The 25,054-nt window shown below is 63.3% G+C and carries 23 protein-coding genes, 1 other RNA gene and 1 pseudogene; 10 read left to right on the top strand and 15 right to left on the bottom strand.

Annotated features, from left to right (window positions below):
• Nucleotide 1 precedes the first annotated feature (1 nt).
• Nucleotides 2-1,015 (bottom strand): 16S rRNA (cytosine(1402)-N(4))-methyltransferase RsmH, encoded by a 1,014-nt coding sequence (rsmH, locus tag NKI15_RS23820; protein WP_032904364.1) that lies wholly within the window; start codon nucleotides 1,013-1,015, stop codon nucleotides 2-4.
• A complete protein-coding gene (mraZ, locus tag NKI15_RS23825) occupies nucleotides 1,015-1,488 on the bottom strand; it encodes a division/cell wall cluster transcriptional repressor MraZ (RefSeq protein WP_023690870.1) in 474 nt (157 codons plus the stop codon). Before mraZ ends, rsmH begins: the two co-directional genes overlap by 1 nt.
• 402 nt (nucleotides 1,489-1,890) lie before the next feature.
• On the opposite strand from mraZ, the gene NKI15_RS23830 reads away from it, so the two are divergent.
• The gene (locus NKI15_RS23830) at nucleotides 1,891-3,006 is read left to right on the top strand and encodes a cystathionine gamma-lyase (RefSeq protein ID WP_023705554.1); all 1,116 of its coding nucleotides are present in this window, start codon (nucleotides 1,891-1,893) and stop codon (nucleotides 3,004-3,006) included.
• An 8-nt stretch (nucleotides 3,007-3,014) separates the two neighbouring features.
• Here the strand turns inward: NKI15_RS23830 and NKI15_RS23835 are convergent, their stop codons facing one another.
• From NKI15_RS23835 to NKI15_RS23865, 7 genes are all read right to left on the bottom strand, one after another.
• Nucleotides 3,015-3,308 (bottom strand): type II toxin-antitoxin system RelE/ParE family toxin, encoded by a 294-nt coding sequence (locus NKI15_RS23835; RefSeq protein WP_023668265.1) that lies wholly within the window; start codon nucleotides 3,306-3,308, stop codon nucleotides 3,015-3,017.
• A complete protein-coding gene (locus NKI15_RS23840) occupies nucleotides 3,305-3,589 on the bottom strand; it encodes a type II toxin-antitoxin system ParD family antitoxin (RefSeq protein ID WP_023688026.1) in 285 nt (94 codons plus the stop codon). Before NKI15_RS23840 ends, NKI15_RS23835 begins: the two co-directional genes overlap by 4 nt.
• Nucleotides 3,590-3,769: 180 nt before the next feature.
• Nucleotides 3,770-4,167, bottom strand: an RNA gene (gene rnpB / locus NKI15_RS23845) — RNase P RNA component class A.
• 50 nt (nucleotides 4,168-4,217) lie between these two features.
• Nucleotides 4,218-4,922, bottom strand: a complete 705-nt coding sequence (locus NKI15_RS23850; RefSeq protein WP_023705555.1) for a lytic transglycosylase domain-containing protein — start codon at nucleotides 4,920-4,922, stop codon at nucleotides 4,218-4,220.
• Nucleotides 4,923-5,106: 184 nt separating this feature from the next.
• Nucleotides 5,107-5,874: an N-acetylmuramoyl-L-alanine amidase gene (locus NKI15_RS23855; protein ID WP_023705556.1), complete on the bottom strand. Its 768-nt coding sequence runs from the start codon at nucleotides 5,872-5,874 to the stop codon at nucleotides 5,107-5,109.
• Complete coding sequence (locus tag NKI15_RS23860; protein WP_023705557.1) at nucleotides 5,871-6,590, bottom strand: J domain-containing protein; 720 nt, start codon at nucleotides 6,588-6,590, stop codon at nucleotides 5,871-5,873. The genes NKI15_RS23855 and NKI15_RS23860 overlap by 4 nt, the downstream gene beginning before the upstream one ends.
• Nucleotides 6,591-6,798: 208 nt before the next feature.
• Nucleotides 6,799-6,996: a hypothetical protein gene (locus tag NKI15_RS23865; RefSeq protein WP_023668260.1), complete on the bottom strand. Its 198-nt coding sequence runs from the start codon at nucleotides 6,994-6,996 to the stop codon at nucleotides 6,799-6,801.
• Nucleotides 6,997-7,173: 177 nt separating this feature from the next.
• Here NKI15_RS23865 and NKI15_RS23870 point away from each other — a divergent pair, with 177 nt between their 5' ends.
• From NKI15_RS23870 to NKI15_RS23880, 3 genes and pseudogenes are all read left to right on the top strand, one after another.
• A complete protein-coding gene (locus tag NKI15_RS23870; protein WP_352515161.1) occupies nucleotides 7,174-11,133 on the top strand; it encodes a hydantoinase B/oxoprolinase family protein in 3,960 nt (1,319 codons plus the stop codon).
• A gap of 31 nt (nucleotides 11,134-11,164) precedes the next feature.
• Nucleotides 11,165-12,463: a BtaA family protein gene (locus NKI15_RS23875; protein WP_031201832.1), complete on the top strand. Its 1,299-nt coding sequence runs from the start codon at nucleotides 11,165-11,167 to the stop codon at nucleotides 12,461-12,463.
• Nucleotides 12,460-13,116, top strand: a pseudogene (locus tag NKI15_RS23880) (class I SAM-dependent methyltransferase); the annotation flags it as partial. The gene NKI15_RS23875 and the pseudogene NKI15_RS23880, both read left to right, overlap by 4 nt.
• Nucleotides 13,117-13,239: 123 nt before the next feature.
• On the opposite strand, the gene NKI15_RS23885 reads toward NKI15_RS23880, so the two are convergent.
• Nucleotides 13,240-14,619 carry a serine hydrolase domain-containing protein gene (locus NKI15_RS23885; protein ID WP_023690860.1) on the bottom strand — a complete coding sequence of 460 codons (1,380 nt, stop codon included), beginning with the start codon at nucleotides 14,617-14,619 and terminating at the stop codon, nucleotides 13,240-13,242.
• A 283-nt stretch (nucleotides 14,620-14,902) separates the two neighbouring features.
• On the opposite strand from NKI15_RS23885, the gene NKI15_RS23890 reads away from it, so the two are divergent.
• Together NKI15_RS23890 and NKI15_RS23895 are read left to right on the top strand one after the other, a co-directional pair.
• Nucleotides 14,903-15,700, top strand: coding sequence for a glycoside hydrolase family 25 protein (locus NKI15_RS23890; RefSeq protein WP_023682151.1), 798 nt, complete (start codon nucleotides 14,903-14,905; stop codon nucleotides 15,698-15,700).
• 32 nt (nucleotides 15,701-15,732) lie between these two features.
• Nucleotides 15,733-16,962 (top strand): lytic murein transglycosylase, encoded by a 1,230-nt coding sequence (locus tag NKI15_RS23895; RefSeq protein ID WP_023682152.1) that lies wholly within the window; start codon nucleotides 15,733-15,735, stop codon nucleotides 16,960-16,962.
• A gap of 25 nt (nucleotides 16,963-16,987) precedes the next feature.
• Here NKI15_RS23895 and NKI15_RS23900 read toward each other — a convergent pair whose 3' ends face one another.
• Nucleotides 16,988-17,887, bottom strand: coding sequence for a LysR family transcriptional regulator (locus NKI15_RS23900; RefSeq protein WP_352515162.1), 900 nt, complete (start codon nucleotides 17,885-17,887; stop codon nucleotides 16,988-16,990).
• Nucleotides 17,888-18,018: 131 nt separating this feature from the next.
• Here NKI15_RS23900 and NKI15_RS23905 point away from each other — a divergent pair, with 131 nt between their 5' ends.
• Nucleotides 18,019-18,750 carry an SDR family oxidoreductase gene (locus tag NKI15_RS23905; RefSeq protein ID WP_023668251.1) on the top strand — a complete coding sequence of 244 codons (732 nt, stop codon included), beginning with the start codon at nucleotides 18,019-18,021 and terminating at the stop codon, nucleotides 18,748-18,750.
• Here the strand turns inward: NKI15_RS23905 and NKI15_RS23910 are convergent.
• A complete protein-coding gene (locus NKI15_RS23910; protein ID WP_023668250.1) occupies nucleotides 18,747-19,967 on the bottom strand; it encodes an alanine racemase in 1,221 nt (406 codons plus the stop codon). The genes NKI15_RS23905 and NKI15_RS23910 overlap by 4 nt on opposite strands.
• Before the next feature lie 211 nt (nucleotides 19,968-20,178).
• On the opposite strand from NKI15_RS23910, the gene NKI15_RS23915 reads away from it, so the two are divergent.
• Entirely contained in the window at nucleotides 20,179-21,096 is a 918-nt protein-coding gene (locus NKI15_RS23915) for a DMT family transporter (protein ID WP_023733081.1), read from the top strand.
• A 449-nt stretch (nucleotides 21,097-21,545) separates the two neighbouring features.
• Here NKI15_RS23915 and metF read toward each other — a convergent pair whose 3' ends face one another.
• Together metF and NKI15_RS23925 are read right to left on the bottom strand one after the other, a co-directional pair.
• Nucleotides 21,546-22,463 (bottom strand): methylenetetrahydrofolate reductase [NAD(P)H], encoded by a 918-nt coding sequence (gene metF / locus NKI15_RS23920; RefSeq protein WP_023690856.1) that lies wholly within the window; start codon nucleotides 22,461-22,463, stop codon nucleotides 21,546-21,548.
• Entirely contained in the window at nucleotides 22,463-23,485 is a 1,023-nt protein-coding gene (locus tag NKI15_RS23925) for an ArsR/SmtB family transcription factor (protein ID WP_023688015.1), read from the bottom strand. The genes metF and NKI15_RS23925 overlap by 1 nt, the downstream gene beginning before the upstream one ends.
• Before the next feature lie 166 nt (nucleotides 23,486-23,651).
• Here NKI15_RS23925 and tsaA point away from each other — a divergent pair, with 166 nt between their 5' ends.
• The gene (gene tsaA / locus NKI15_RS23930) at nucleotides 23,652-24,158 is read left to right on the top strand and encodes a tRNA (N6-threonylcarbamoyladenosine(37)-N6)-methyltransferase TrmO (RefSeq protein ID WP_352515163.1); all 507 of its coding nucleotides are present in this window, start codon (nucleotides 23,652-23,654) and stop codon (nucleotides 24,156-24,158) included.
• On the top strand, nucleotides 24,155-24,469 hold the full coding sequence (locus NKI15_RS23935) for a DUF2293 domain-containing protein (RefSeq protein WP_023668245.1): 315 nt from the start codon (nucleotides 24,155-24,157) through the stop codon (nucleotides 24,467-24,469). Before tsaA ends, NKI15_RS23935 begins: the two co-directional genes overlap by 4 nt.
• A gap of 6 nt (nucleotides 24,470-24,475) precedes the next feature.
• Here the strand turns inward: NKI15_RS23935 and NKI15_RS23940 are convergent, their stop codons facing one another.
• Nucleotides 24,476-24,982 carry a hypothetical protein gene (locus NKI15_RS23940; RefSeq protein ID WP_023682159.1) on the bottom strand — a complete coding sequence of 169 codons (507 nt, stop codon included), beginning with the start codon at nucleotides 24,980-24,982 and terminating at the stop codon, nucleotides 24,476-24,478.
• Nucleotides 24,983-25,054 lie beyond the last annotated feature (72 nt).

The raw sequence follows: 25,054 nt of genomic DNA on the forward strand, positions 1-25,054 counted from the left end.
TTCACCTCTCTCGCGGCGCCTGGATGCCGGGAAGTTTTGGAAGTCCGAAAATGGTGAGATCACCGGCGCGCGCTGGCGCCTCGGTGCGGATGGCGGCACGCAGCCTGGCCGAGCGCGCCCGCGGATTGGCAGCGACTTCCGCATCGCCTGCCGTCACGCCGCCACCGGCCTTGCGGAAGGTCGCGGTGCGCGCGTGCGCCTCGGGCAAATGACGTGAGCCGGTGGCGACGTCGGCGCGGTCGGCGATGAAGCGCTTGACGATGCGGTCTTCCAACGAATGGAACGTCACCACGGCAAGCCGCCCGCCGGGCTTCAATACCCGCTCGGACGCCACCAGAGCCTTGGCCAATTCGCCCAGCTCGTCATTGACGAAAATGCGCAGCGCCTGGAAGACGCGGGTGGCCGGATGAATCTTGTCCTTCGGCGCGCGGCCGATATGCGTTTCGATGGCGTCGGCGAGATCGAGCGTGCGCTCGAACGGGCGTTTTTCGCGGCGTGACTCGATCATGCGGGCGATGCGCCCGGCATTCCGCTCTTCGCCGAGGAAGCCGAAGATGCGGGCAAGGTCGCCTATCTTGAACGAATTGACGACGTCGGCAGCACTCAAGCCCGCCTGCGCCATGCGCATGTCGAGCGGCCCGTCCGTGCGGAACGAAAAGCCGCGCTCGGGCTGGTCGACCTGCATGGAGGAAATGCCGATGTCGAGCACAACGCCGTCGGCGCTTTCGACCTGCTCGTCCAGCGTCGAGAACGGCGCCTGCACCAGCCTTAGCCTGCCGCCGGATTGCTGTTCCAGGCCGCGCCCGGCGGCAATCGCATCGGGATCGCGATCGATCGCCACCACCGAGGCGCCGCTCGCCAGGATCGCCTTGGTGTAGCCGCCAGCGCCGAACGTGCCGTCGACGATCACATCGCCGGCTTTGGGCGAGAGCGCTTCCAACACTTCGGCAAGGAGGACCGGAATGTGGCGGACCGGTCCGCCAACGGCGCTGAGATCATCGCCGTGATCCGCCATCACTCCGGTCGCTCCCCAGCCTTGCCCTCGTGAGCCTTCGTCCCCTGCCGAAGCTGCAAAAGTCTGGCTCGCGCCTGCGCCCCATAGGCGGCCAGCCGTCCAGGCTCCCAAACTTGAAAGAAATTGCCGCGGCCGACAAAGGCCACTTCGCTCGTGATGCCCGTATGCTCGCGGATGAAATCGCTCATCGTGATGCGGCCATCCTGATCGAGCTTCAGGAACGTCCCGTCGCCATGGCAGAAGAACGACATATCGTCCGCCGTCTGCAAAAAAGGGTCTTCCAGCGCGATGCGCTGCTCGTAGCGGTCGAGCAGATCGAGCCCGCCGACATCCATCGCAGGCACGTCCAGTCCGCGCAGCGCGTAGAGCTCCGAATAGCCGCGCTTCTGCACGACCGCGCGGAAATGCGCCGGAACGGAGACCCGCCCCTTCGCATCGATCCTGTTCACCGCGCTTGACAGAAACCGGTCCATGACACGCTGCAGCCGCTTCCGCCGCCGCACCCCTCTCCATGTTTTCGTCCGCGCCGAAGCGCGTCCCCTGCCGAAAATCCGCTTCGATCCCAGCGGCAAAACCCCGCAAACGCACAGCCGCCGCAGCTGCCCGATTGGCGTACGCTTTACCCTGACGCGGAACGAAGGCTTTGGTATCGAAATGGGATATCATGGGGCACTATGGGCGTCAACGGGAACAGGCTTCACAAACGCGCGCGCCACAACCGGTGAGAGCAGCTCTGACAACACTCCCGTCTTTATCTCCCATTAAGCCTAACGAACCGTTTAGAGCGGGCTGGCCCAAGCGGAAGCGGCTTGCCGCGCATCACTGCCGCGAATAGCGTCGTCAGTCTTTTCGCTGAGCAACAAGGTCAGAAATCCATGCCCGAAACAGCCAGGTCCCGCGCGGCCTCCCTTGCCCATCTGCGGCGCGACGGACTTGCCAAAGGCGACCCCATCCCATTGCCGCTGACCATGGCCGCTATTTTCCACAACCCGGGCGACGGCGCCGGCTACAGTCAGTACGGCCGTTACAGCAACGCCACCTGGGATGCAGTCGAGCACATGCTGGCGCATCTCGAAGACGCGCCATGCGTCAGCTTCCCATCCGGAATGGCGGCAATCTCGGCGGTGTTTTTCGGCCTGTTGAAATCCGGCGACCGCGTGCTTTTGCCTTCGGACGGCTACCATGCCACACGCGCGCTGGCCGAACGTTTCCTCAAGCCCTTCGGCGTCGCCTATGATCTGCGGCCGACATCTACATTCCTCGACGGCGGCTTCGACGGCTACCGCCTTGTCTACGTTGAAACCCCGTCAAATCCGCGCTTGGACATTTGCGACATCACAGCCGTCGCCGAAGTCGCGCACCAAGCGGGTGCGATCGTCGTCGTCGACAACACCACGATGACGCCGTTCGGCCAGCGCCCGCTCGATCTCGGCGCCGACATCGTCGTTGCTGCCGACACCAAGGCGGCCAACGGGCATTCCGACGTGCTGTTCGGCCATGTCGCCAGCCGCAATCCAGACATCATCGCGGACGTCACCGGCTGGCGCGAGACCGCGGGCGGCATTCCCGGCCCGTTCGAGGCTTGGCTGGTGCATCGCGGCCTGGAGACGCTGGAGGTACGCTTCGACCGCATGTGTTCTTCTGCCGAGGTGATCGCGAAGCGCCTGAAAAACCATCGCGCCGTTAGCGGCTTGCGCTACCCCGGGCTGGAGGGCGACCCGTCGCACAACCTCGCCCGGGCGCAGATGGAGCGCTTCGGCTTCCTCATGTCCTTCGAACTCCTCTCCCAGGAAAAGGCCGAGGATTTCATCAACAACTGCACGCTGATGCAGGCGGCAACGTCGTTCGGGGGTGTCCACACCTCCGCCGAGCGGCGGGCCAAGCGAGGAGATTCGGTTCCGCCCGGCTTCGTGCGCCTGTCGGTGGGCTGCGAGCCGGTGGAAGAACTCTGGCAGGCGATCGAGGCATCGCTGGACAACATCGGCATCTGAGCTGGCGGTTAGGTCACCAAGTCGTCGGCGCCAATATCGCGCCTGCCGTGCAAAACGCGGACGATCTCGATCGCGTCTTCGCCCATGCGATACAGAGTGACATATTCGCCGACGATCAGATGACGAATGCCGGGCGCGATATCATCGCGCGGCGCACCTGAGAACGGGTGCAAGGTGAGCAGTGTCCAGCGCCTCTCCAAAGCGTCCACAAGGCGCATGGCTCCCTTTGGGCTATGTTCCGCAATGTAGTCACCGATGCCTTCGACATCTGATATCGCCTGAGGAAGCAGCCGATATTTCACTCTTCCGAGCCTGCAGCTTCCGACATCCTCTGATATTTGGCTCGCAGCCGGTCCATGAAGGGCTGGCCGTCCACCGCCGGTCCGCTGTCGATCCCCTCCTGAACCAGCCTGCGCAATTCCTCGACCGTGTAGCCGAGAAGATCGCGGCGGTCTTTCCATTGCCGCAGCGCATCACGGATGACTTCGCTGGCCGAGGCATATTCGCCGGCGGCCACGACATCGTCGACCGCCGCCGCCAGTTCCGGCGAAAGCGTGATACTGCGTTTGTCGACGTGACCCATGATGCGCTCCTGATCAAACCATGACAATCATGGTACGATTAAATCGTACCAGCTTCAAGGATGCGTTTGTCTCGACCCCAGCATGCGTACTTGATTCAATCGCTCAAGCACCTGAATCGCCAGCTGCGCCCGAAGGCGCAGACTGCTGATCCAAAGGATTAATCGCGATATGGGGGAGAAATTGCCAGCTGGCCTGTAAGCCGGGTTTTGTATGGCCCTCGCCCCTTTCGGGGCGAGAACGTGGCGGCCATTCATCTTGGGCGCATGTTGCCATGCGCCTCACGCAACCTACCCGGACGGTGAGCCGGAAACAGCCCTCGAAGGTTTCCCCTCGCACCGTCCCTATTCGGTCTTGCTCCCGGTGGGGTTTACCGTGCCGCTCCTGTTGCCAGTCGCGCGGTGGGCTCTTACCCCACCCTTTCACCCTTGCCCCGATAAATCGTGGCGGTTTGCTTTCTGTGGCACTTTCCCTGGGGTCGCCCCCGCCGGCCATTAACCGGCACCGTGTCTCCATGGAGCCCGGACTTTCCTCACCCGCAGCCTTTCGGCTTTGCGGGTGCGGCCGCCCGGCCAGCTGGCAGAGCGTATAAAGGGGTTCACGTTCCAAAACGCAAATGAAAAAGCAGACTTATGCCGGCGATCCCAATGCCGCCAACTGCACCTTGACCTTGCCACAATAGGCCGCCGACACCGGGTTCATCCGCGTCGCGGCATGGCCGGCATTGTATTTCAGGATCGTGCCGCAGGTGGTGCCGCCGCCGAGATTGCGCGCCATGGCAAGGTACTTCATGCCGTATTTGATGTTGGTGTCGGGATCGAATAGACCCTTGGCCGAGCCGCTATACCCCATCATCCGCGCCGTTGCCGGCTTGATCTGCATCAGGCCGATTTCACCCGCGCTGCCGACGATGTTCGGCCGGTAGTTGCTCTCGATCTTGATGACCGCCTGGGCCAGCGACACCGGCACGCCTTCGGCCGCAGCATAGCGGGCAATGATTGCCGAATACTGGTCGCCAAGCGCGGCTGCCGCAGTCGACTCCGCAGCGGTGCTTGGGCGGATCGATGCGGTCGTCGTCAGGTCGACGCTCTTCCTGTTGCGCTTAAAATGCCTCTTGGCCGTGGCTTTTCTGGCCTTCACCACGGCTGCTTTGCGCACATTCGCGGTGGTTGCTCTTTTTGCTTTCGGGTTTGCTTTCGTCATGGTGGCCTTGGCGGGTGCGGCGATGAAGCCCTGGTCTGCCCTCTGGCTCAGTGGTGCGGCATCGGCCGTGCTGAAGGTAAAAGTCATTACGCCGGCAGCAATAGCTGCCGTTACAACGGTCAATTTCTGCATGTGGTCCCGTTCTGTTTGGCCGCGCGAAGATCTTCACGCAGCAACGCCTAATCAATATCGGAGCATCCGGGGGGCTGGAGGTCCGATAACTTGCACGAACCGCCTTTGAGGGCGGAATTTGTGTCGAACAAGGCGAGGCAATTCACTTTCAGTGACAGGCTGTAACTTGAATATCAGAAAAAGATTATTTAGAGGCAACTGACGTAAGGGAAGTCAGCAGGCTTTGCAGCGTGCTAGACGTAGAGCCGTCGGCGACACCATCCACCAGGCGCGGTCGGAAATGCCGCTGAAAAGCTTCGACGACGATTTCGGTCTGGCGGTCGAAGACACCTGATATCTCGACGCCATAGCCATAGAGCGCCAGCATCGACTGCAGTGTCTCGACCTCGGCGCCGGTATCGCCGGCTTTCAGCGCCGCGCCGCGCCGGACCGGCGCCGCAGGCACGAGATGGCCGACCCCGGCCGCAAACAGCGCCTTCCAGGGGAATTTCTCGCCCGGGTCGATCTTGCGCCCCGGCGCGATGTCGGAATGGGCAAGCACCCTTTGCGCCGCAATGGAATGGCGTTCGATGATACCAAGGCAAAGCCCGATCACCGCTTCCACCTGCCGCTTGGGAAAGGCCGAATAGCCGAGCGAATGGCCGGGATTGACGATTTCGATGCCGACCGAACAGGAGTTGATGTCGCGACGACCGAACCAGGAACTTGCACCGGCGTGCCAGGCGCGGTCGCTTTCGCGCACCATTTGGATGATGCGGCCATCCTCATGGACGAGGTAGTGCGACGAGACTTCGCTTGCGGGGTCGCACAACCAGGCTTCGGCGGCAGCACCCGTCGCCATGCCGGTATAGTGCAGCACGATCATGTCGGGCCTGAGCGTTTCGCGCCGCGGGCCGAAATTCGGCGATACCCTGACCTCCGCGCTTGGCTCGTCGGGCGGGAAGCCGCTCATGCGTGCCTGAGGCCCCGCTCGATCATTTCATAGGCCGCGTTGATCGCCGCGACCCTGGTCGTTGCAATCTTGATGAATTCCTGCGGCAGGCCGCGCGCGATCAGCCGGTCCGGATGATTGTCGGAGACCAGCTTGCGGTATCGCTTCCTGACCTCCTCGAACGGTTTGCCGCGCTCAATGCCGAGCACGATATAGGGATCGCCGGCGCCGAGATTGACGTGCCTGGCCATGATGGCCTCGTAGTGCACCTCGTCGATGCGGAAAATCTCGGCAATACGGTGCAGGAAAATCCCTTCGCGCTCATGCACCAGCCCGTCCGCCTTGGCGATATGGAACAGACCGTCGAGTATGTCTTCCAGCATGACGCAGTTCGAATGGCCCGAGCCGCACATCTGCGCCATACTCTCGGCATAGGTCTCGAACCCGGCGACGTCGCGCTTGGCCAGATCGTAAAGCCGCGCCACATTGCGGGTCTGTTCTCGCGGCACCTCAAATATTTCCTGGAACGCGCGAACCTCGTCCTGGGTGACGATGCCATCGGCCTTGGCCATCTTGGCCGACAGCGCAATCATCGCCACAGAGAAGGCGACGCGCCGGCGCAGATCAGCGTCACCGGAGAAAACCGTGCGCACGGCCTCGACCACATCGGCTACACCGGACGTGGCTGAAGATGAAACGCGGTTGATGAAGTCGCCGAGGCGATCCCAAATCGACATGAGCGCTTATTAGGGCCGCCGGCCATTGCTATCAAGCCAAGACAGCGCCGCAGAGTGGATCGATTTGCGCAAGCAACCGACGCGCCAGATCCCAAACCGTAGAAAAGAGCCGGTTCAAGGCCCTTGAGCCCCGAATCGACCTAAACGCAGGAAGGCCGGCGCGGAGCCGGCCTCCTCTCTCGTCACGTCAAAGTGACCGGGACTGCTGCTACTGCGCGGGGGCAGGAGCAGGTGTTGCCGGAGCCGGTTCTGCAGGCTTCGGTGCATCCGGCGTCGCCGGCTTCATGGGCTCGGCGGCTGGCGGATTGGTGCTCTGGGTGGTGGTGTTATCCGTACCGCTGTCGCTGCAGGCGGCAACGCCGAACAGGGCCAGGGCGGAAACGGAAGCAAGAATGAGCTTTTTCATGACATCTCTCCTTCAACACACGCTCACGTTGCGGTGAACGGTCGAAGGCAAAATGCATCAAACGGCCATGAGTTTCGTAACGTTGCGTTTCCTGATGTAACATCCGCGCACTACCGATTGCGGGCCGGGCGATGCCGAACTAACAGTCTGGACCCAAATGCAATGCCGGAGTTCTGCGTGGACAAGAAATGGGATTTTTGGATCGACCGCGGCGGCACCTTTACCGACGTGATCGGACGTGATCCGCAAGGCGGTTTGCATCCCAGGAAATTCCTGTCGGAAAATCCCGAAGCCTATCCCGACGCGGCCATAGCCGGCATCCGCGAGCTTCTGGGGCTGAAATCCGGCACCGCTATTCCTCCGGGCCTGGTCGGTGACGTCAAGATGGGTACCACCGTTGCCACGAATGCGCTGCTGGAGCGCAAGGGCGACCGTGTGCTTTTGCTCATCACCAAGGGCTTTCGCGACGCGCTGAAGATCGCCTATCAGGCGCGGCCGGACATCTTCGCCAAGGAGATCATCCTTCCCGAACAGCTCTACGAGCGAGTGATCGAGATCGACGAGCGTGTGCGCGCCAATGGCGAGGTCGAGCGCTTGCTCGACATCGCCGCCTGCCGGCCCGCCATCGAACAGGCGAAGGCCGACGGCATCGATGCGGTGGCCATCGTCTTCATGCATGCCTGGAAATATCCCGACCACGAGAAGGCGGTGGCGAAAGTCTGCCGCAAGATCGGGTTCAGCCAAGTCTCGGTCAGCCATGAAGTCTCGCCGCTGATCAAACTGGTCGGCCGCGGCGACACCACCGTGGTCGATGCCTATCTGTCGCCGATCCTGTCGCGCTATGTGCAAAGGGTGGCGGGAGAACTGGGCGCGACGCCAATCTCCCCACTTGTGGGGGGTGAGGAGCGGTCGGCCAAAGGCCGAGAAAAAGCCAACGATTTGGCTTTTTCAGCGACGAACGCCCGGAGCCATAGCGAAGGGCAGTCGGCAAAGCCGACAGAGGGGGTTCTCTCAGGAGGCACCACCAAAGCGTCGAGCACTGCCGCGGCGACCCCACCCGGCGGCTTCGCCGCCACCCTCCCCTCGAGGGGGAGGGAGAACCCTCGCCTGATGTTCATGATGTCGTCGGGCGGGCTTACCGCCGCCGACATGTTTCAGGGCAAGGACGCGCTGCTGTCCGGCCCGGCCGGCGGTGTCGTCGGCATGGTCGAGACGGCGAAACTCGCCGGATTCGAGAAAGTCATCGGTTTCGACATGGGCGGCACCTCGACCGACGTCGCCCATTATGACGGCGAGTATGAGCGCGCCTTCGACACCGAGGTCGCCGGCGTGCGCATCCGTGCGCCGATGATGCGCATCCATACCGTCGCTGCCGGCGGCGGCTCGATCCTGCACTACGAAGCCGGCCGTTTCCGCGCCGGCCCGGATTCCGCCGGCGCCAATCCTGGCCCCGCCGCCTACCGGCGCGGCGGCCCGCTGGCCGTCACCGACGCCAATGTCATGCTGGGCAAGCTGCAGCCCGATTTCTTCCCGGCAATTTTCGGCCCAGGCCAGGACCAGCCGCTCGATGTGGCCGCCGTGCGCAAAAAATTCGCTGCGCTGGCCGTCGAAATCGGCGATGGCCGCACGCCGGAAGCCGTCGCCGAAGGCTTCGTCACCATCGCGGTGGAAAACATGGCCAATGCCATCAAGAAGATCTCCGTGCAGCGCGGCTATGACGTCACTGAATATCTCTTGAACTGTTTTGGCGGCGCCGGCGGCCAGCATGCCTGCCTGGTTGCCGACGCGCTCGGCATGGAGGCGGTACTGATCCACCCCTTCTCCGGTCTGCTCTCAGCCTATGGTATCGGCCTGTCGTCGGTTTTCGCGTCGCGCCAGCAGGCGCTCCTGAAGCCGCTTGCCGAAGAATCCAGGACCCAGATGGGCAGCCTCATCGGCACGTTGAAAAAAGCCGTCATCGCCGAATTGGTAGCGCAAGGCATCGCCGAGGACAAGATTGCGGCAAAGCCGGTGCTGCACATCCGCTATGACGGCACCGACACCACGCTGCCGGTGAATTTCGAAGGCGACTCGATCTTCCAGGCCAGGCGCGATTTCGAAATCGCCCACAAGGCGCAGTTCGGGTTCGTCTATGATGACAAGCCGATGATCGTCGAGACCGTTGGCGTGGAAGGCGCCGAGATCGTCGAGACCACGGCCGAAGCCGTTGCGCCCGCCGGACCGGCAAGGGTTGAAGCGGGTGCGTCCGGAACGCGGCGCATCTACACCGAGGGCCGCTGGCATGAGGCCGGCATCCATCGTCGCGAAAATCTGCGCCCATCCAACCTGATCGCAGGCCCCGCTTTGATCATCGAGCCGAACCAGACCATCGTCGTCGAGCCGGGCTGGCGGGCCGAAATCACCAACCTCAATCACGTCGTCATCCGCCGCACCGAACGGAAAGTTCGCACGGCTGCCCTCGGTACCGAAGCCGATCCGGTGATGCTGGAGGTCTTCAACAACCTCTTCATGTCGATCGCCGAACAGATGGGCGTTACGCTGCAGAACACCGCCTATTCCGTCAACATCAAGGAAAGGCTGGATTTCTCCTGCGCCGTCTTCGACCGCCACGGCGCGCTGGTCGCCAACGCGCCGCACATGCCGGTGCATCTCGGCTCAATGGATCGCTCAGTCGAAACCATCATCCGGCTGAACTCCGGCGACATCCACCCCGGCGACGTCTTTGCGCTGAACGCACCTTACAATGGCGGCACGCATCTGCCCGACATCACCGTGGTGACGCCGGTGTTTTCCCTCCCCCTTGAGGGGAGGGTGGCCGCGCAGCGGCCGGGTGGGGTCCTCTCAGAAGGCACCACAAGAGCGTCGAGCACTGCCGCAACGACCCCCTCCGGCGGCTCCGCCGCCACCTCCCCCTCAAGGGGGGAGGAAGTAATCTTCTACGTAGCCTCACGCGGCCATCATGCCGATATCGGCGGCACTGCCCCCGGCTCGATGACGCCGCTTGCCACCACGGTCGACGAGGAAGGCGTGCTGTTCGACAATTTCCGCGTCGTCGATCGCGGAAAATTCCGCGAGGCGGAGCTGCAAACGCTGCTCACCGACCACCCCTACCCCGCCCGCAACCCGCACCAGAACATCGCCGACCTAAAGGCGCAGATCGCCGCCAATGAAAAGGGCGTGGCGGAACTGCGCAAAATGGTCTCCCATTTCGGCCTCGATGTCGTCGAGGCCTATATGGGCCATGTCCAGGACAATGCCGCCGAAAGCGTGCGCCGCGTGCTGGAAAGGCTGCCTAACAGCTCGCAGTATGAATACCCGACCGACACCGGCCAGGTGATCAAGGTGAAGATCACGGTCGACCGGCAAAAGAGCGAAGCGACCGTCGACTTCACCGGCACCTCGCCTGTCATGAAGAACAATTTCAACGCGCCCGAGCCCGTCGCCCGCGCCGCCGTGCTCTATGCCTTCCGCGTCATGGTCGAGGACATGATCCCGATGAATGCCGGGTGCCTCAGGCCCATCAACATCATCATCCCCGACGGCTCGATGCTGAAGCCGGCCTACCCCGCAGCAGTCGTCGCCGGCAATGTCGAGACCTCGCAGCATGTCACCAACGCGCTGTTCGGAGCCATGGGCGCCATGGCCAATGCGCAAGGCACGATGAACAACCTGACCTTCGGCAACAAGCAGTACCAGTATTACGAGACGATCTGCTCCGGTTCGCCGGCCGGACAGATGAACTCCGGCCGCGGCTTTGCCGGCACATCCGGCGTCCACACCCACATGACCAATTCGCGCCTGACCGACCCGGAGGTGCTGGAATTGCGCTTTCCCGTGCTGCTCGAGGATTTTCACATTCGCGAAGGCTCCGGCGGCAAAGGCAAATGGGATGCCGGTGACGGCACCAGGCGCACCATCCGTTTCCTCGAAAAGATGGAATGCGCCATCCTGTCCTCGCACCGCAACCGCCCGCCGCAAGGCCTCGACGGCGGCGGTGACGGCGAGGTCGGCTCGACCAAGGTCCGCCGCCAGGACGGCAGCGTCGAGACGCTGAAGGCCTGCGACCAGACCGTGCTCGACGCCGGCGACGCCGTCATCCTGACGACGCCGACACCCGGGGGATTTGGCAAGGCCTGAACTCGCGTCAACAGGCTGTCACCCGCCTGTCATGCCCCTGAGTTACCCGCTTGCGGCAAAGCAAATGGGGAATCACTTTGCCATGACGGACGTCTCCTCGGATCTCGTTTTTCGCCGCGGCAAGGAAGTTGGAAAAGCCGTCTACCAGAACCGCCCGCTGTCGAAGGCCGGCATCTCGGAGCGGCTGTTCGCCCTCTTGTTTTCCGGTCTCGTCTATCCGCAGATCTGGGAAGACCCTGAAGTCGACATGGAGGCCATGCAGCTTGGCCAGGGTCACCGCGTCGTCACCATAGCGTCGGGCGGCTGCAACATCCTCGCCTACCTCACCCGCTCGCCTGAACGCGTCGATGCGGTCGACCTCAACGCCGCCCACATCGCCTTGAACCGGATGAAGCTGGAGGCGGTGCGGCATCTGCCCTCGCAGGGCGATCTGTTCCGTTTCTTCGGCGCCGCCGGCACCAGCCACAATTCGCAAGCCTATGACCGCTTCATCGCGCCGCATCTCGACCCGGTCAGCCGCCACTATTGGGAGCGTCGCAGCTGGCCCGGCCGCCGGCGCATCACCGTCTTCGACCGCAATTTCTACCAGACCGGCCTGCTCGGCCTGTTCATCGCCATGGGCCACCGCATCGCCAAATTCTTCGGCGTCGATCCCGCCGGTATCATGGCGTCGAAGAGCCTCGCCGACCAGCGCCGCTTCTTCAACGAAGAGCTGGCGCCGGTCTTCGACAAGAAGCTGTTGCGCTGGGCTACCTCGCGCAAGGCTTCGCTGTTCGGCCTCGGCATTCCGCCGGCGCAGTACGATTCGCTGATCACCTCGGGCGATGGTTCGATGGCCAGCGTGCTGAAGGCCCGGCTGGAAAAGCTCGCTTGCGATTTTCCACTGAAGAACAACTACTTCGCTTGGCAAGCCTTCGCCCGTCGCTATCCCAATCCGGGTGAGGCCGCCCTGCCCGCCTATCTAGAAGAGGCCAACTACAAGGCGATCCGCAACAATGTCGATCGCGTCGGCATCCACCACGCCAATCTGATCGAATTTCTGGCCGGCAAGGACGCAAGCACCGTCGATCGTTTCGTCCTGCTCGACGCGCAGGACTGGATGACGAACGACCAGCTCAATGCCCTTTGGTCGGAGATCACCCGCACCGCCTCGGTCGGCGCCCGAGTCATCTTCCGTACCGCCGCCGAGCCCAGCCTGCTGCCGGGCCGCGTCTCGATCTCGCTGCTCGACCAGTGGACCTACGAGGACGAGGCCTCGCGCGACTGTTCGGCCCGCGACCGCTCGGCCATCTATGGCGGCTTCCACCTCTATGTGAAGCGCGCGGCATGAGCGCGAGCGAGCTGCCGGCCGACCATGCCGAACTGATGGACGGCGTCTATCGCTGGCAACGCCATATCTACGACCTGACCCGCAAATACTATCTGCTTGGCCGCGACCAGATGATAGCCGGGCTGGATGTGCCGGCGAATGGCAGAGTGCTCGAACTTGGCTGCGGCACCGGCCGCAACATCGCGCTTGCCGCCCGCCGCTATCCCGACGCCCGCCTCTACGGCCTCGACATCTCGGCCGAGATGCTGGAGACGGCGAGCAAGGCGATCGGCCGCGACGGCCTGTCCGGCCGCGCCGTGCTGGCGCGCGGCGACGCCACCGATTTCGACGCCAAGACGCTGTTCGGCGTCGAGCGCTTCGACCGCATCTTCGTGTCCTATTCGCTGTCGATGATCCCCGGTTGGGAAAAGACGGTTTCGGCAGCCCTTGCGGCACTCGCGCCCGGCGGCTCGCTGCATGTCGTCGATTTCGGCCAGCAGGAAGGCTTGCCCAACTGGTTCCGGACATTGCTGCGCGGCTGGCTCAAGAAATTCCATGTCACCCCACGTGAATCATTGCGCGAAGTCTTGGAATCGGAATCTCGGCGAACCGGCGCAAGCTTCTGTTTCCGCGCGCTTTATCGCGGCTATGCCTGGCTGGCGGTCGTCAAGATCGCGCACTCTTACCTCCCCCTCGATGGGGGAGGTCGCGCTGAAGGCGCGGGTAGGGGTGAAGTGCCAGGCACCCCGCCCGGCGCTACGCCCCCGCCCTCCCCATCAAGGGGAGGGTAAAGGGAGCTAGCGCAGTGCCTTCATCAGCGCGCCGACCATCACCTGCGGCCGGTAGCCGAGCTTGGCCGGCGTCAACCCCAGCCGCACCACCACCAGTTGCTCCGACGGGATGATGGCGACCGTCTGGCCGTCATGGCCCTCCATCCAGTAGGTATCGTTGGGCAGGCCGGCGGCGACGCCGGCGCCGGGATTTCCTTCGTCCCCCGGGGCTTCGATCCAAAGTTGCCCCTTGCCGTAGACTTTCGAGGCCGGTGCCGGTTCGCGCATCCAGTCGACGAAACCGGCCGGCAGGATCTGGTTGCCGTTCCAGACGCCGCCCTGCAGCAGGAATTGGCCGAACCGCGCCCAGTCATGCCCCGTGGCATAGAGGTAGGATGAGCCGACAAAGGTACCCTCCTCGTCGGTTTCGAGCACCGCGCTTTGCATGCCGAGCGGCCCGAACAGCGCTGCCCTTGGCCACATCAGCGCCTTGTCCTTGTCGCCGATAGCATCCTGCCACAGCCGCGACAGCATCACCGCCGTGCCGCTCGAATAGGAAAAGACCTTGCCGACGTCGCCGGTCAGCGGCTTGGCCTCGGCGAAGCCCGCCATATCCGGTTCGAGGTAGAGCATGCGCGTCACATCGGCAACGTCGCCATAATCCTCGTTGAACTCGAGTCCGCTCGACATCGCCATCATATCGGCAAGGCTGATGGCGGCGCGGCCGTCCGCCTTCCATGAGCCGAACAGGCCCTGATTGGTCACCGCCATCTTGCCGTCCTTGACCAGCGTGCCGACGAGCGCGGCGTTGACTGTCTTGGTCATCGACCAGCCCAGCAGCGGCGTTTTCGCCGAAAAGCCGTCGCCATAACGCTCCGCAACAATGCGGCCATTTTTGACCACCACCACGGCGCGCATGCCGATGCCGGTCATCGCCGCACCGTCGAGGATCTTGTTGATTTCGGGATTTTGCGAGGCATCGACTCGATCTCCCTCGGGCCACAGATCGCCCTTGGTGGCCGCCGACGCCTCGGCAGGGATTGACGTGCGCCGTGCCTTGCCGACGTCGCCATCAGGAACCGAGGCGCAACCCAGGCCGGCGCGCGCAACAGCAACGCTCTTGCCGAGGAAGCCAAGCAGCCCGGCCGAGACGGTCCCCCTGTTCTTGTCGACCGACACCTTCATCAGCCTGAGAAGCGGATGGCCGGGCGCCTGCACGTCGATGGCAAGCACCTCATTGGGATCACGGCCGGCGATAAAAACATTCGAGCAGACAATCTTGGCGGAATAGCCGGAACCGACGCGGATCAGTTCGGGCGGCGCGACGTAGAGCCAGGTAAACAGGGCGGCTATGGCCAACACGACCAGGCCGAGCAGCCATTTGATGATCTTCACGGCGATCCGCATCTTTCCGTCCCTGCTTTTCCGCTGCCCGTGGCTTGCGGCCCGATTTATGTCATCGATTTGCCGCCATTGCTTCCGCAAAATCGGTGTTCTTGTCGAGCGCCGTCAACCTGTTATCAACCATGATCGGCGATCACTGGTGCATGTCGCCCAAAAGTGCGCAGCGGTTTTGGAACAACGACATGCACGAAAATAGCGTATCAGGCGATGCTGTGGGGCGATCGCCTGAGGGGCACCTGCAACGACAACCCAACAGCGACCGGCTGATTCCGGCTCGGGAAATGCGATGCGCCGTTTCGCGGCCCTCATCACGTTGACGCTGCTGGCCGCCTGCTCGACCGCCGGCGATCTCGTGCCCTCGATGTCGCCATCCAGCAGCCCGACGGTTGCCGTGCGTGCACCGCGTTTCGAAGACTCCAAGCCGCATGAATGGGATAGCGGCGCGCCTTGGAACTATGCCGTTCACGGCACCGACGTCTCCAAATACCAGACCTCGGTCGACTGGCCGACGGCCAAGGCCAGCGGCATCTCCTTCGCCTTCATCAAGGCGACCGAGGGCGGCGACCGTTTCGACGAGTATTTCAACGAGCATTGGTCGCGCACCAAGGCCAATGGCATTCCGCGCGCGGCCTACCATTTCTTCTATTTCTGCACGCCTGCCGCCACCCAGGCGCGCTGGTTCATCCAGAACGTGCCCGTCGACCGCTCGGCCATGCCGCCGGTGCTCGACATGGAGTGGAACCCGCAATCGCCGACCTGCCGGCTGCGCCCGGATTCAGCGACGGTGCGGGCCGAAATGACCACCTTTCTCGAGATGATCGAGCGGCACTATGGCAAGAAGCCGATCATCTACACCTCGGTCGACTTCTTCGACGATAACGACCTTGCGACCTTCCGCGGCTATCCCTACTGGCTGCGCTCGGTGGCCGGCCACCCCCGCCAGAAGTACGGCAGCCACCCTTTCACCTTCTGGCAATACACCGGAACCGGTATCGTGCCCGGCATGAACGGCAAGTCCGATATCAACGTCTTCAACGGCACTGAGGCAGCCTGGAAAAAGTGGCTGCGGCAGAACACCCGTTGACACCGGCTCTGCCGCCTGCTTTTCGACGTCCCATGCGCACCTACCTGCAGCCACTGGGATATTTACGCCGGAAACAGTCGAAGAGCCGCCTGCGCTCCGGGCTGCTCGCGGCCCTGCTGCTCGGCGCTACGGCGATGCCGGCGGCGGCGCAGGAATGCGGCGGCGACTTCGAAACCTGGAAGCAAGGCGTGGCGGCGGAAGCCAAGGCAGCCGGTGTCGGCGCTGTCGGCCTTAACGCGCTGGAGGCCGCCACCATCGACGACAAGGTGCTCGCGCGTGACCGCGCCCAGGGCGTCTTCGCCCAGACCTTCATTCAGTTCTCCAACCGCATGATCTCGGCCTACCGGCTGAAGCAGGGCGCGGCCAATCTGAAGAAATACGCCGAAATCTTTGCGCGCGCCGACCAGCAGTTCGGTGTCCAGGCGCCGATCATCACCGCCTTCTGGGGGCTGGAGACCGATTTCGGCGCCGTACAGGGCGATTTCCACACGCTGAGCGCCTTGGTGACGCTGTCGCATGACTGCCGCCGCCCGCAGCTGTTTCGGCCGCAACTGCTGCCGCTGTTGACGCTGATCGATCGCGGCGTCGTTCCGGCCGACGTCACCGGCGCCTGGGCCGGCGAGATCGGCCAGACGCAGATCCTGCCTTCCGACTATCTCGCGCGCGGCGTCGACGGCGACGGCGACGGCATCGTCGACCTCAGGCGCAGCGTACCCGACGTGATCATGACCACGGCCAACAAGGTGCTGTCGCGCGGCTGGAAACGCGACCAGCCGTGGATCGAGGAAGTGCGCGTGCCCGAGGACATGCCCTGGGAGCAGACCGGCCGCACCAACAAGCTGCCGCTGTCTCAATGGGCCGCGTGGGGCGTCACCAATCCCGATGGCACGCCGCTGATCGACAATGGCCTGAAGGCCGGCCTGGCGCTGCCGATGGGCCGCAAAGGTCCGGCCTTCCTCGCCTACGACAATTTCGACGTCTATCTCGAATGGAACCAGTCCTTCACCTACGCGCTGACCGCCGCCAACTTCGCCAGCCGGCTGGCCGGGGCAAAGCAGTTCGACCCGCGCAATCCCGAAACCGGGCTCAATGGCGACCAGATGAAGGAATTGCAGACCAAGCTCGAAGCCAGGGGCTATGACGTCGGCACCGTCGACGGCATTCTGGGCACCAACACCCGCGAAGCCATCCGCAAGGAACAGATGCGGCTCGGCATGCCGGTCGACGGCTGGCCGACGCCGGAGCTTTTGGGGAAACTGTGAGTAGAATCTGCCCAAGCTGGGTTCCTTATTCCCTACTCCTTGCCCGGACGAAGTCGATAAATGCCCGCAAAGCCGGGGGGACGTGCCTCGAACTCGGGTGATACAGGAAGAAGCCTGGAAAGCTGGGCGACCAGGGCTCTAGAAATCTCATCAGCCTGCCCGCATTGATCCAGGACTGGACCTGATAGTCGATCATGTAGGCAACGCCTGCTCCACCCAGCGCCGCGTTCAGCATCAGCTCGGTGTCGTTAACAGTCAGGCTGCCCTCGACGGCGATTTCCAGAGACCGTTTGCCGCGCGCGAACTCCCATCGATAGAGGTTGCCGCCACCAGGCCACTGGAATGTTATGCATTGGTGCTGATGCAACTCCTGCGGATGGCGCGGTATGGCCCGATTTTCGAGATAGACGGGAGCGGCCACCGCCGCCATCTGCAAATCCCCGCTCAGTTTCACTGCCACCATGTCCTTCTCCAGCCGCTCGCCAAGCCTGATTCCGGCATCGAACCGTCCTCGAACAATGTCGGTCAGCGTATCGTCGACGATGACGGTCAGCGCGATATCAGGATAGGCGCGTTGGAAGTCGCCAAGGATCGGGCCGATGAACCGCACCGCGGCAACACGCGGCACGTTTATTCGTAGCGAACCCGCCGGTCGATCACGCGCGGCATGAATGTCCGCTACGGCGCCCTCTAGCTCTTCGAACGCAACGGCAAGGCGCGCAAACAGCGTCTCGCCGGCACCAGTGGGTGAAACACTACGCGTCGTGCGATTCAGCAACCTGACGCCGATGCGAGCCTCCAGTTGCCGGATCGACTGGCTGAGCGCCGGCGGGGAAACACGCAGCCGGGCGGCGGCGCGGACGAAACTACGCTCTTCCACGATTGCGGCAAATGCCTTGAGCTCGGCGAATTCAGAACCGCGCATTGTGTATCCCTAGATTAACAAGCTAGTCAGATAATAGGCCATTATCTGATCAGTTGCATGGCCCTATTTCTCGACTAGCAGACCCGTCGGATGAAACCGGCACGGGCCTGAATGATTGAAGGAAACGTATCATGCCCAAGTCCTTGCAAGGCAAAACCGCACTCGTCACCGGCAGTTCGCGCGGCATTGGGCGAGCCATCGCCGAAGGCCTCGCCTCCAAGGGCGCTGCCGTCGTCGTCAACTATGTCGGCAACCACGAAGCCGCTGACGAGGTCGTGGCCGCCATCGCCGGCAAGGGAGGAAAGGCGATGGCCGTCCAGGCCGACATATCAAGCGTCTCGGATATTCATCGCCTGTTTGACGAGGCTGAGAGTGAGTTCGGCGCGATCGACATCGTGGTTGCCAATGTCGGCGTCGCCGTCATCAAGCCTCTGACCGAGGCAACCGAAGCCGATTTCGACCATGTCTTCGGCACCAATGCCAAGGGCACGTTCTTCGTGCTTCAGGAAGCAGCGCGCCGTGTGCGAAACGGCGGCCGCATCATCGCGGTCTCCACCGGCGGCACCAAGATGTTCTTCACGCAAACGGCGCTCTATCTCGGCAGCAAGGGCGCCGTCGAACAATTCGTCCGTGTGCTCTCGCGTGAACTCGGACCGCGCGGCATCACCGTGAATGCGCTGTCGCCTGGCTTCACCGACACGGACCTGCTTCCCGAGCGCGATCGCGCCGTGGCGGCCGGCATGTCTCCATTTGGCAGGATCGGCGCGCCCCGCGACGTTGCCGATGTCGCGGTCTTCCTGGCCAGCGACGAGGCCCGCTGGCTGACCGGCGAGAATATCCAGGCCGGTGGCGGGGTCGCTTAGTCCGCCATCGTCTCTAGGCTGGCGAATCCCTGCGGCGCATCGCCTTCATCGAAGGGTGTCGTCACCTCGACGAAGGTATCGGGATAAAAGCCGTTGAAGCGGGTTCTTAGCGACAGCGAATAGGCGCCGATATGGCCGATCTCGATCCAGTCGCCGGTGTCGACGGTTTCCGGCAGCCAGAACGGCCGCGACAGGATGTCGACGGAATCGCAGGTCGCGCCGCAGACCTTGAACGGCACGATGTTCTTCTCCTCGCCATTGCGCGAGCGGATCGCCGGATCGGGGATGAAGCGGGCCGGCAGTGTGATCTTGCCGGTCCAAGAATCCGACAGCGACGCCCAGATGCCGTCATTGATGTAGAGCCGCTTGCCCTTGCGCAGCAGCACCCGCACGATCAGCGACAGGCAGCGCGCCACGATCACCCGGCCGGGCTCGGCCACCAACGGGATCTGGTCGAACTGGTATTCCCTCAGGTCGCCCGACAGCCGCGACATGATCTGGCCGAGCGACGGCATCTCGATCTGCTTGCGATTGGGGTCATGGCCGTACTCGGCGGGAAAGCCGCCGCCGACATCGAGGCCCGCAATGTCGAAGGTCAGCCGGTTGCGCACCCAATCGGCGGAGGCCAGCGCCCGTTCATAGGTGTCGGGATCCTCGATCTGGCTGCCGACATGGAAGCACAGGCCGACCTTGTAGCCGGTGCGGTTGAGCCGCTCGGCGAGTTCCACCGCATAGGCCGGCCCGGCGCCGAATTTCTTCGACAGTTCATAGGCCGCCGAACCCTTGGTCTGGATTCGCACGAACACGCTGATGGAGCCCGGATCGATGTCAAGCGCCCGCACCACCCGCGTCAGCTTGGTGATCTCGTCCTCATGGTCGAGCGAAATGACCCGGATGGCGTATTTTTCCAGCGCAAGCTTGATGTCCGACTGCGCCTTGACCGGATGCATGTAGAGCATCTCGGCGTCGGGTGAGACGGCGCGCACGGCGGCGAACTCGCCGGGCGAGGCCACATCGAAGGCGGTGACGCCGGCTTCGACCAGCGCCTTGAGCACGATCTGCTCGCCATTGGTCTTGACTGCGTAGGCGGTCTTGCCGGGAAACATGCCCATGAACTGTTTGGCATCCGCCTTCAGCACCTGCGGGCGAAAGCAGTAGACCGGATCGTCCGGCCGAAGCGCCAGCGCCGCCTCGCGGGCATTCTCGAATCGCTGCATGGACGAATCCCCTGACTTCTCGGCTGCGCACAATTAATCCAAGCTAGCGGCCAAAGAAAACAATTCTGTGTCTGGCGGGCACTGACCCAGCGGCGCATCCTCCTGGCAGCACTGTTGCCAGCAATCAGGTTTCGGGTGGCTCTTGTCGCCGGACCCGATATGCCTTTTGCCTGAGTGGCTGGCATTGATGCCGCGGGGAAGGACGTTCACGATGGCAATAGCCACGACAGCCGTGCAGCGCGGACCGATGACGCTGAGGGACTGGGGACAGCTTCTGCTGCTCGGCGCCATCTGGGGCGGCTCGTTCTTCTTTGCCCGCATCGCCGTTGCCGAAATGCACCCGCTGGTGCTGGTGCTGTTTCGCGTTGCCATTGCGGCCATTGCACTGCAGCTCTATCTCGGCATTCGCGGTCCGTCCTTCCGCCTCGCCTTCCCGCATGCCGGCCTGTTTTTCCTTTTGGCGCTCGCCAACAATGTCGTCCCGTTCTCGCTGATCTTTGCCGGCCAGACCGCGCTTGGCGCCGGCGTCGCCTCGGTGCTCAATGCGACGACGCCGTTCTGGACGCTGATCCTCGCCAACGCGCTGACAGCGGACGAAAAGCTCTCCTGGAACAAGCTTGCCGGCATCGGGCTCGGCATCGCCGGCACCGCTGTCATGATCGGCCCCGGCCTGCTGGCCGGGCTCGGCGGCCCGGTCTGGGCGAAATTCGCGCTGATCGGCGCCTCGCTGTCATACGCCGTCGCGCTGATGATTGCCCGCCGCTTCAAGGGCGTGCCCTCGCCGGTCATCGCCACCGGACAATTGACGGCGTCGACCATCATCATGATCCCGGTGGTGCTGCTCACCTATGGCCCGGCCGGCCTGTTCTCGGCCTCGCCGCCGGTCTGGACGGCGGTGCTGGCGCTGGCGCTGCTCTCCACCGCCTTCGCCTACATCCTCTATTTCAACGTCGTCGCCTCGGCCGGCGCCACCAACGCCTCGCTGGTCACGCTCATCGTCCCGGCCAGCGCCATCCTGCTCGGCCTCCTGTTCCTCGGCGAGCGGCTCGCTCTGTTTGAGTTCTGCGGCATGGCACTAATCGCGCTTGGCCTGGTGACGATCGACGGGCGGTTGTTTGGTCGGCGCTAATGCCTGTCGACCAAAAGTGCGCAGCGGTTTTGGGACAACGACGCGCTTTAGGTCTGGTAGCGCTGCCATGCCTCGCTTTCGCCACGGCGGCGTCACAATTTATTCACAGGCTGCCAGCGGCTTTTGCCGAAGAGTTTCAACGCTTAACGACAGGTGGCAGGTCGCAAATTCCACAATCGCGTCGCATTGCAGCATATTTTCCGCTTGCCTGTGGCACAAATGCCCCTAGACTCCACCCATAGCTCTTGAAGAGGAGACTATGACATGGGACTTACGAGGCCAATCAACGCATTGATGATCTGTGCTGCATTTGCCTTCATTGGCGCCCTTATCATAGGTGTTCTTCCGTAACCGCCGGAGCGGAAGAACAGCAGCAATAGCCCACAAATTCGAAAGGCCGGGTGTTTCGCCCGGCCTTTTGCATTTCAGATTTCATACCACGATGAAGCTCAGGCGGCGGCGGATCCAGCTGCCTCTGTTTCGTGGGAGCGGATGCCGATCATATGGCAGATGGCAAACACCAGGTCGGCCCGGTTCATGGTGTAGAAATGGAAGTCGCTGACGCCGCGCTCGACGAGATCGAGCACCTGCTCGGCCGCCACGGCAGACGCCACGAGCGCATGCGTCTGCGGATCGTTGTGCAGCCCTTCGAAACGCTCGGCCAGCCATGCCGGCACCAGCGCGCCGCAGCGCGCCGAGAAATTGGCGACCTGGGTGAAATTGTGCACCGGCAGGATGCCGGGCACGATCGGGATGTAGATGCCGGCACGGCGCGCCTTCTCGACATAACGCTCGTAGAGATCGTTGTCGAAGAAGAACTGGGTGATCGCCCGCGTCGCGCCATTGTCGGCCTTGCGCTTCAGCATGTCGAAGTCGGTGGCGAAGTCGGGGCTTTCCGGATGCTTTTCGGGATAGGCCGAGACCGAGATGTCGAAATCGCCGGCGTCCTTCAGCGCTCCGACAAGTTCGGCGCCATTGGCATAGCCATCGGGATGCGGCCGGTAGGCCGTACCGACACCCGCCGCCGGATCGCCGCGCAACGCAACGAAGCGCTTCACGCCCATATCGGCGAATTCGCGGACCACGGCATCGACCTCATGGCGGGCGGCGTCGACGCAGGTCATGTGCGCCGCCGGCGTCAGCGCCGTCTCGTTCAGGATGCGCTTGACCGTGCGCGCCGTGCGCTCCCGCGTCGAGCCGCCGGCGCCATAGGTCACCGAGACGAATCTCGGCTTCAGCGGCTCCAGCCTGGTGACGGTGTCCCAGAGCCTGGCTTCCATCTCGTCGGTCTTCGGCGGGAAGAACTCGAAGGAGACGCGGACCTTGTCGCCAATGTCGGGACGGCGGGAAAAGCGGAACTGGTTCATCAGGCGATTTCCCCCATAGGGTACGCTTTGGTGGGTTGGGTGTCATTTGAAGGCTCGGCCATCAGCATGCGGCGGTCGCGGCCGAGCCACAGCTTGACGGTCAGCCTGGCTTCGTTGCCGCCGCGCGGCTCGAATTCCTGGGCATCCTCGAGATCGAGCCCGGCCTCGGCAAACCATTCGGAGATCTGGCGGTCGGAAAAGCCCAGCCTGACATGCGCATGCTGGTCGCGCAGGAATTCCAGCGCATGCGGCGCGAAGTCGACGATCACCAGCCGGCCCGCCGGACGCAGCAGCCGCGCCGCCTCGCGAATGGCGCGTGCCGGATCGTCGAGATAGTGCAGCACCTGATGGATGGTGACGAGGTCGAAGGCGTCGCGCTCGACCGGCGGCGCGAAAATGTCGCCTTGGCGGACCTGCGCATTGGCGATGCCTGCCTTGTCGAGATTGGCCCGCGCCACCGTCAGCATTTCCCGCGACATGTCGATGCCGACGCCGCGCCGGTAGAGCGGCGAAAATATTTCCAGCAGCCGCCCGGTGCCGGTGCCGAGATCGAGCATCGACTGGAACGGCCGCTTGCCGACCAGCTTGAGGAGTGCGGCTTCCACCGCGCGGTCCGGCACATGCAGCGAGCGGATGTGATCCCAGCTGGCGGCGTTCTCGGAGAAATACTCGGCGGCACGGTCCTGGCGCTTGCGCTTGACCGACGCCAGCCGCTCGAGATCGCGCTCGACCTGTGGATCGGCGCCGCGAATGCCAGAGACCAGCCCCATGACGAAGTCGCGCGCAGAATCCGTATCCGACAGCCGGAAGAAGGCCCAGGAGCCCTCCTGGTAGCGGCCGATCAACCCGGCCTCCAGCAGCAGCTTCAAATGCCGCGACACCCGCGGTTGCGACTGGCTGAGGATCTCGGTGAGGTCGGACACGGTGAGATCGCCGCGCGACAGCAGCGCCAGGATGCGGAGCCGGCTCGATTCGGCCGCAGCCTTCAACGTATCAACCATCGTATCGAGCGAAACATGCATTGGCGTATTCTCGTTGAAAAGATATAAACATATGTTTATGTCAGCTTTGGCGGCATAGCAAGGCCTATGTCGCTTCCTGACAAGAAAATGCCGCACACATGGTCCCCGCCTGAGAGAACCGCTTTTCCCTGACGATCGGCTGGAAACTTGTGCTAGGGCGAAAGCCATGTTCGAGACGCGCGACGGCGAAAAGCTCCTGCAGGCCGACCCGGCTGACATGCCGGCGGATGGCCATATCGTGTTTATCGGCCGCATCGCCTCGCCATGGACCACGCGCGAAAGCTGCCCGAAGAACATGCGCGCCGCCCGCGAGACCGGACAGGCGGCCACCGTTCTCATCGACCCACCCTATCGCGACGGTCTGCTTGCGCTGGAGCGGGCCAGCCACATCGTCATCCTGTCCTGGCTGCATTACGCGCCGCGGGCACTGATTGTCCAGAAACCCCGCCATGCGGCTGAACCGAAAGGGGTTTTCTCGCTGCGCTCCCCTGCCCGGCCGAACCCAGTCGGGCTGCATATCGCCAGGCTGATCGCCGTCGACATCGACCACGGCGGCATCGCCATCGACGCCATCGATGTGCTCGACGGCACCCCGGTGATCGACATCAAGCCCTATTTCGCCTCGACCGACGCCTTTCCCGAGGCGACCATTGCCGGGCGTGACGAAAAATGAGCGCGCCCACCGGCCGCCGCCGCGCCATCGCCAAGGCGCTGACCGCACTGCTGCCCCTGGCGCCCTATGCCGATATGGAGAAAATCCGCACCGAGGCCGGCGCCGTGCACATGAAGACGCTGCCGCCGGGCATCGCGGTCTGGCTGGCGACGATCGCCCATATCAGGCACGGCCATACCGACTATGAAAAGCTGCTGGCCGAGGGCTATGACCGCGACTCGGCGCGGTTCTTCGTCATCGAGCAAACAAACATGGTGCTGACCCGTTGGCGCGCCACGCGCCTGCTCGATGCAGAGGACGAAGAGGAATAACTTCAGCTACCGTCGCTTCAATACGGCAACCGCATTGTAGGGCTGGCCGTCGGCCTGGCCAACCCAGGTCCAGGACAGGTTCCCTTTGAAAAATCGGACGGTGATGCCGCCACCGTCGATGCACTTGTCCTGGCCGTAGCTGATGTTTTCCCGGTATTCCGCCGAACTGTCGTCGCGAGAAATCTGGGTCAACGATCCGCCGCAGCCGAGCGACGGATAGTCGATCGACGCGGCGCCATCGCCGATTGTCATTGCGATCGCCCAATCGGCGCCGGCAGCACCGGCCGGACTTTGATGACCGCTGCCGGTCCAGACGCCGTTGAGCCCCGCCGCGTTGACCACGCAAGGCACGTTCTGAAAGATCGGCGTCAGCTCGCTGCCCGTCTTCTCGCAACGATAGGTCTGGCCGTTCTGGCACAGCGCCTCGCCCTCGCGAGCGCATTGCGCGAAGGCATGGCCAGTGACGAAGACGAGGAAAATTGCAAAGCTGATGGTCCGAAAAGATCTGCCCATTTTGCCCCTCCCGGCCGGATATTTTCAAGCCGGACCATAGGGCATATCGAATGTGCTACCTAGGACAAACAG

It is taken from the genome of Mesorhizobium sp. M0862 (genome assembly GCF_040319795.1).
Taxonomy (GTDB): domain Bacteria; phylum Pseudomonadota; class Alphaproteobacteria; order Rhizobiales; family Rhizobiaceae; genus Mesorhizobium.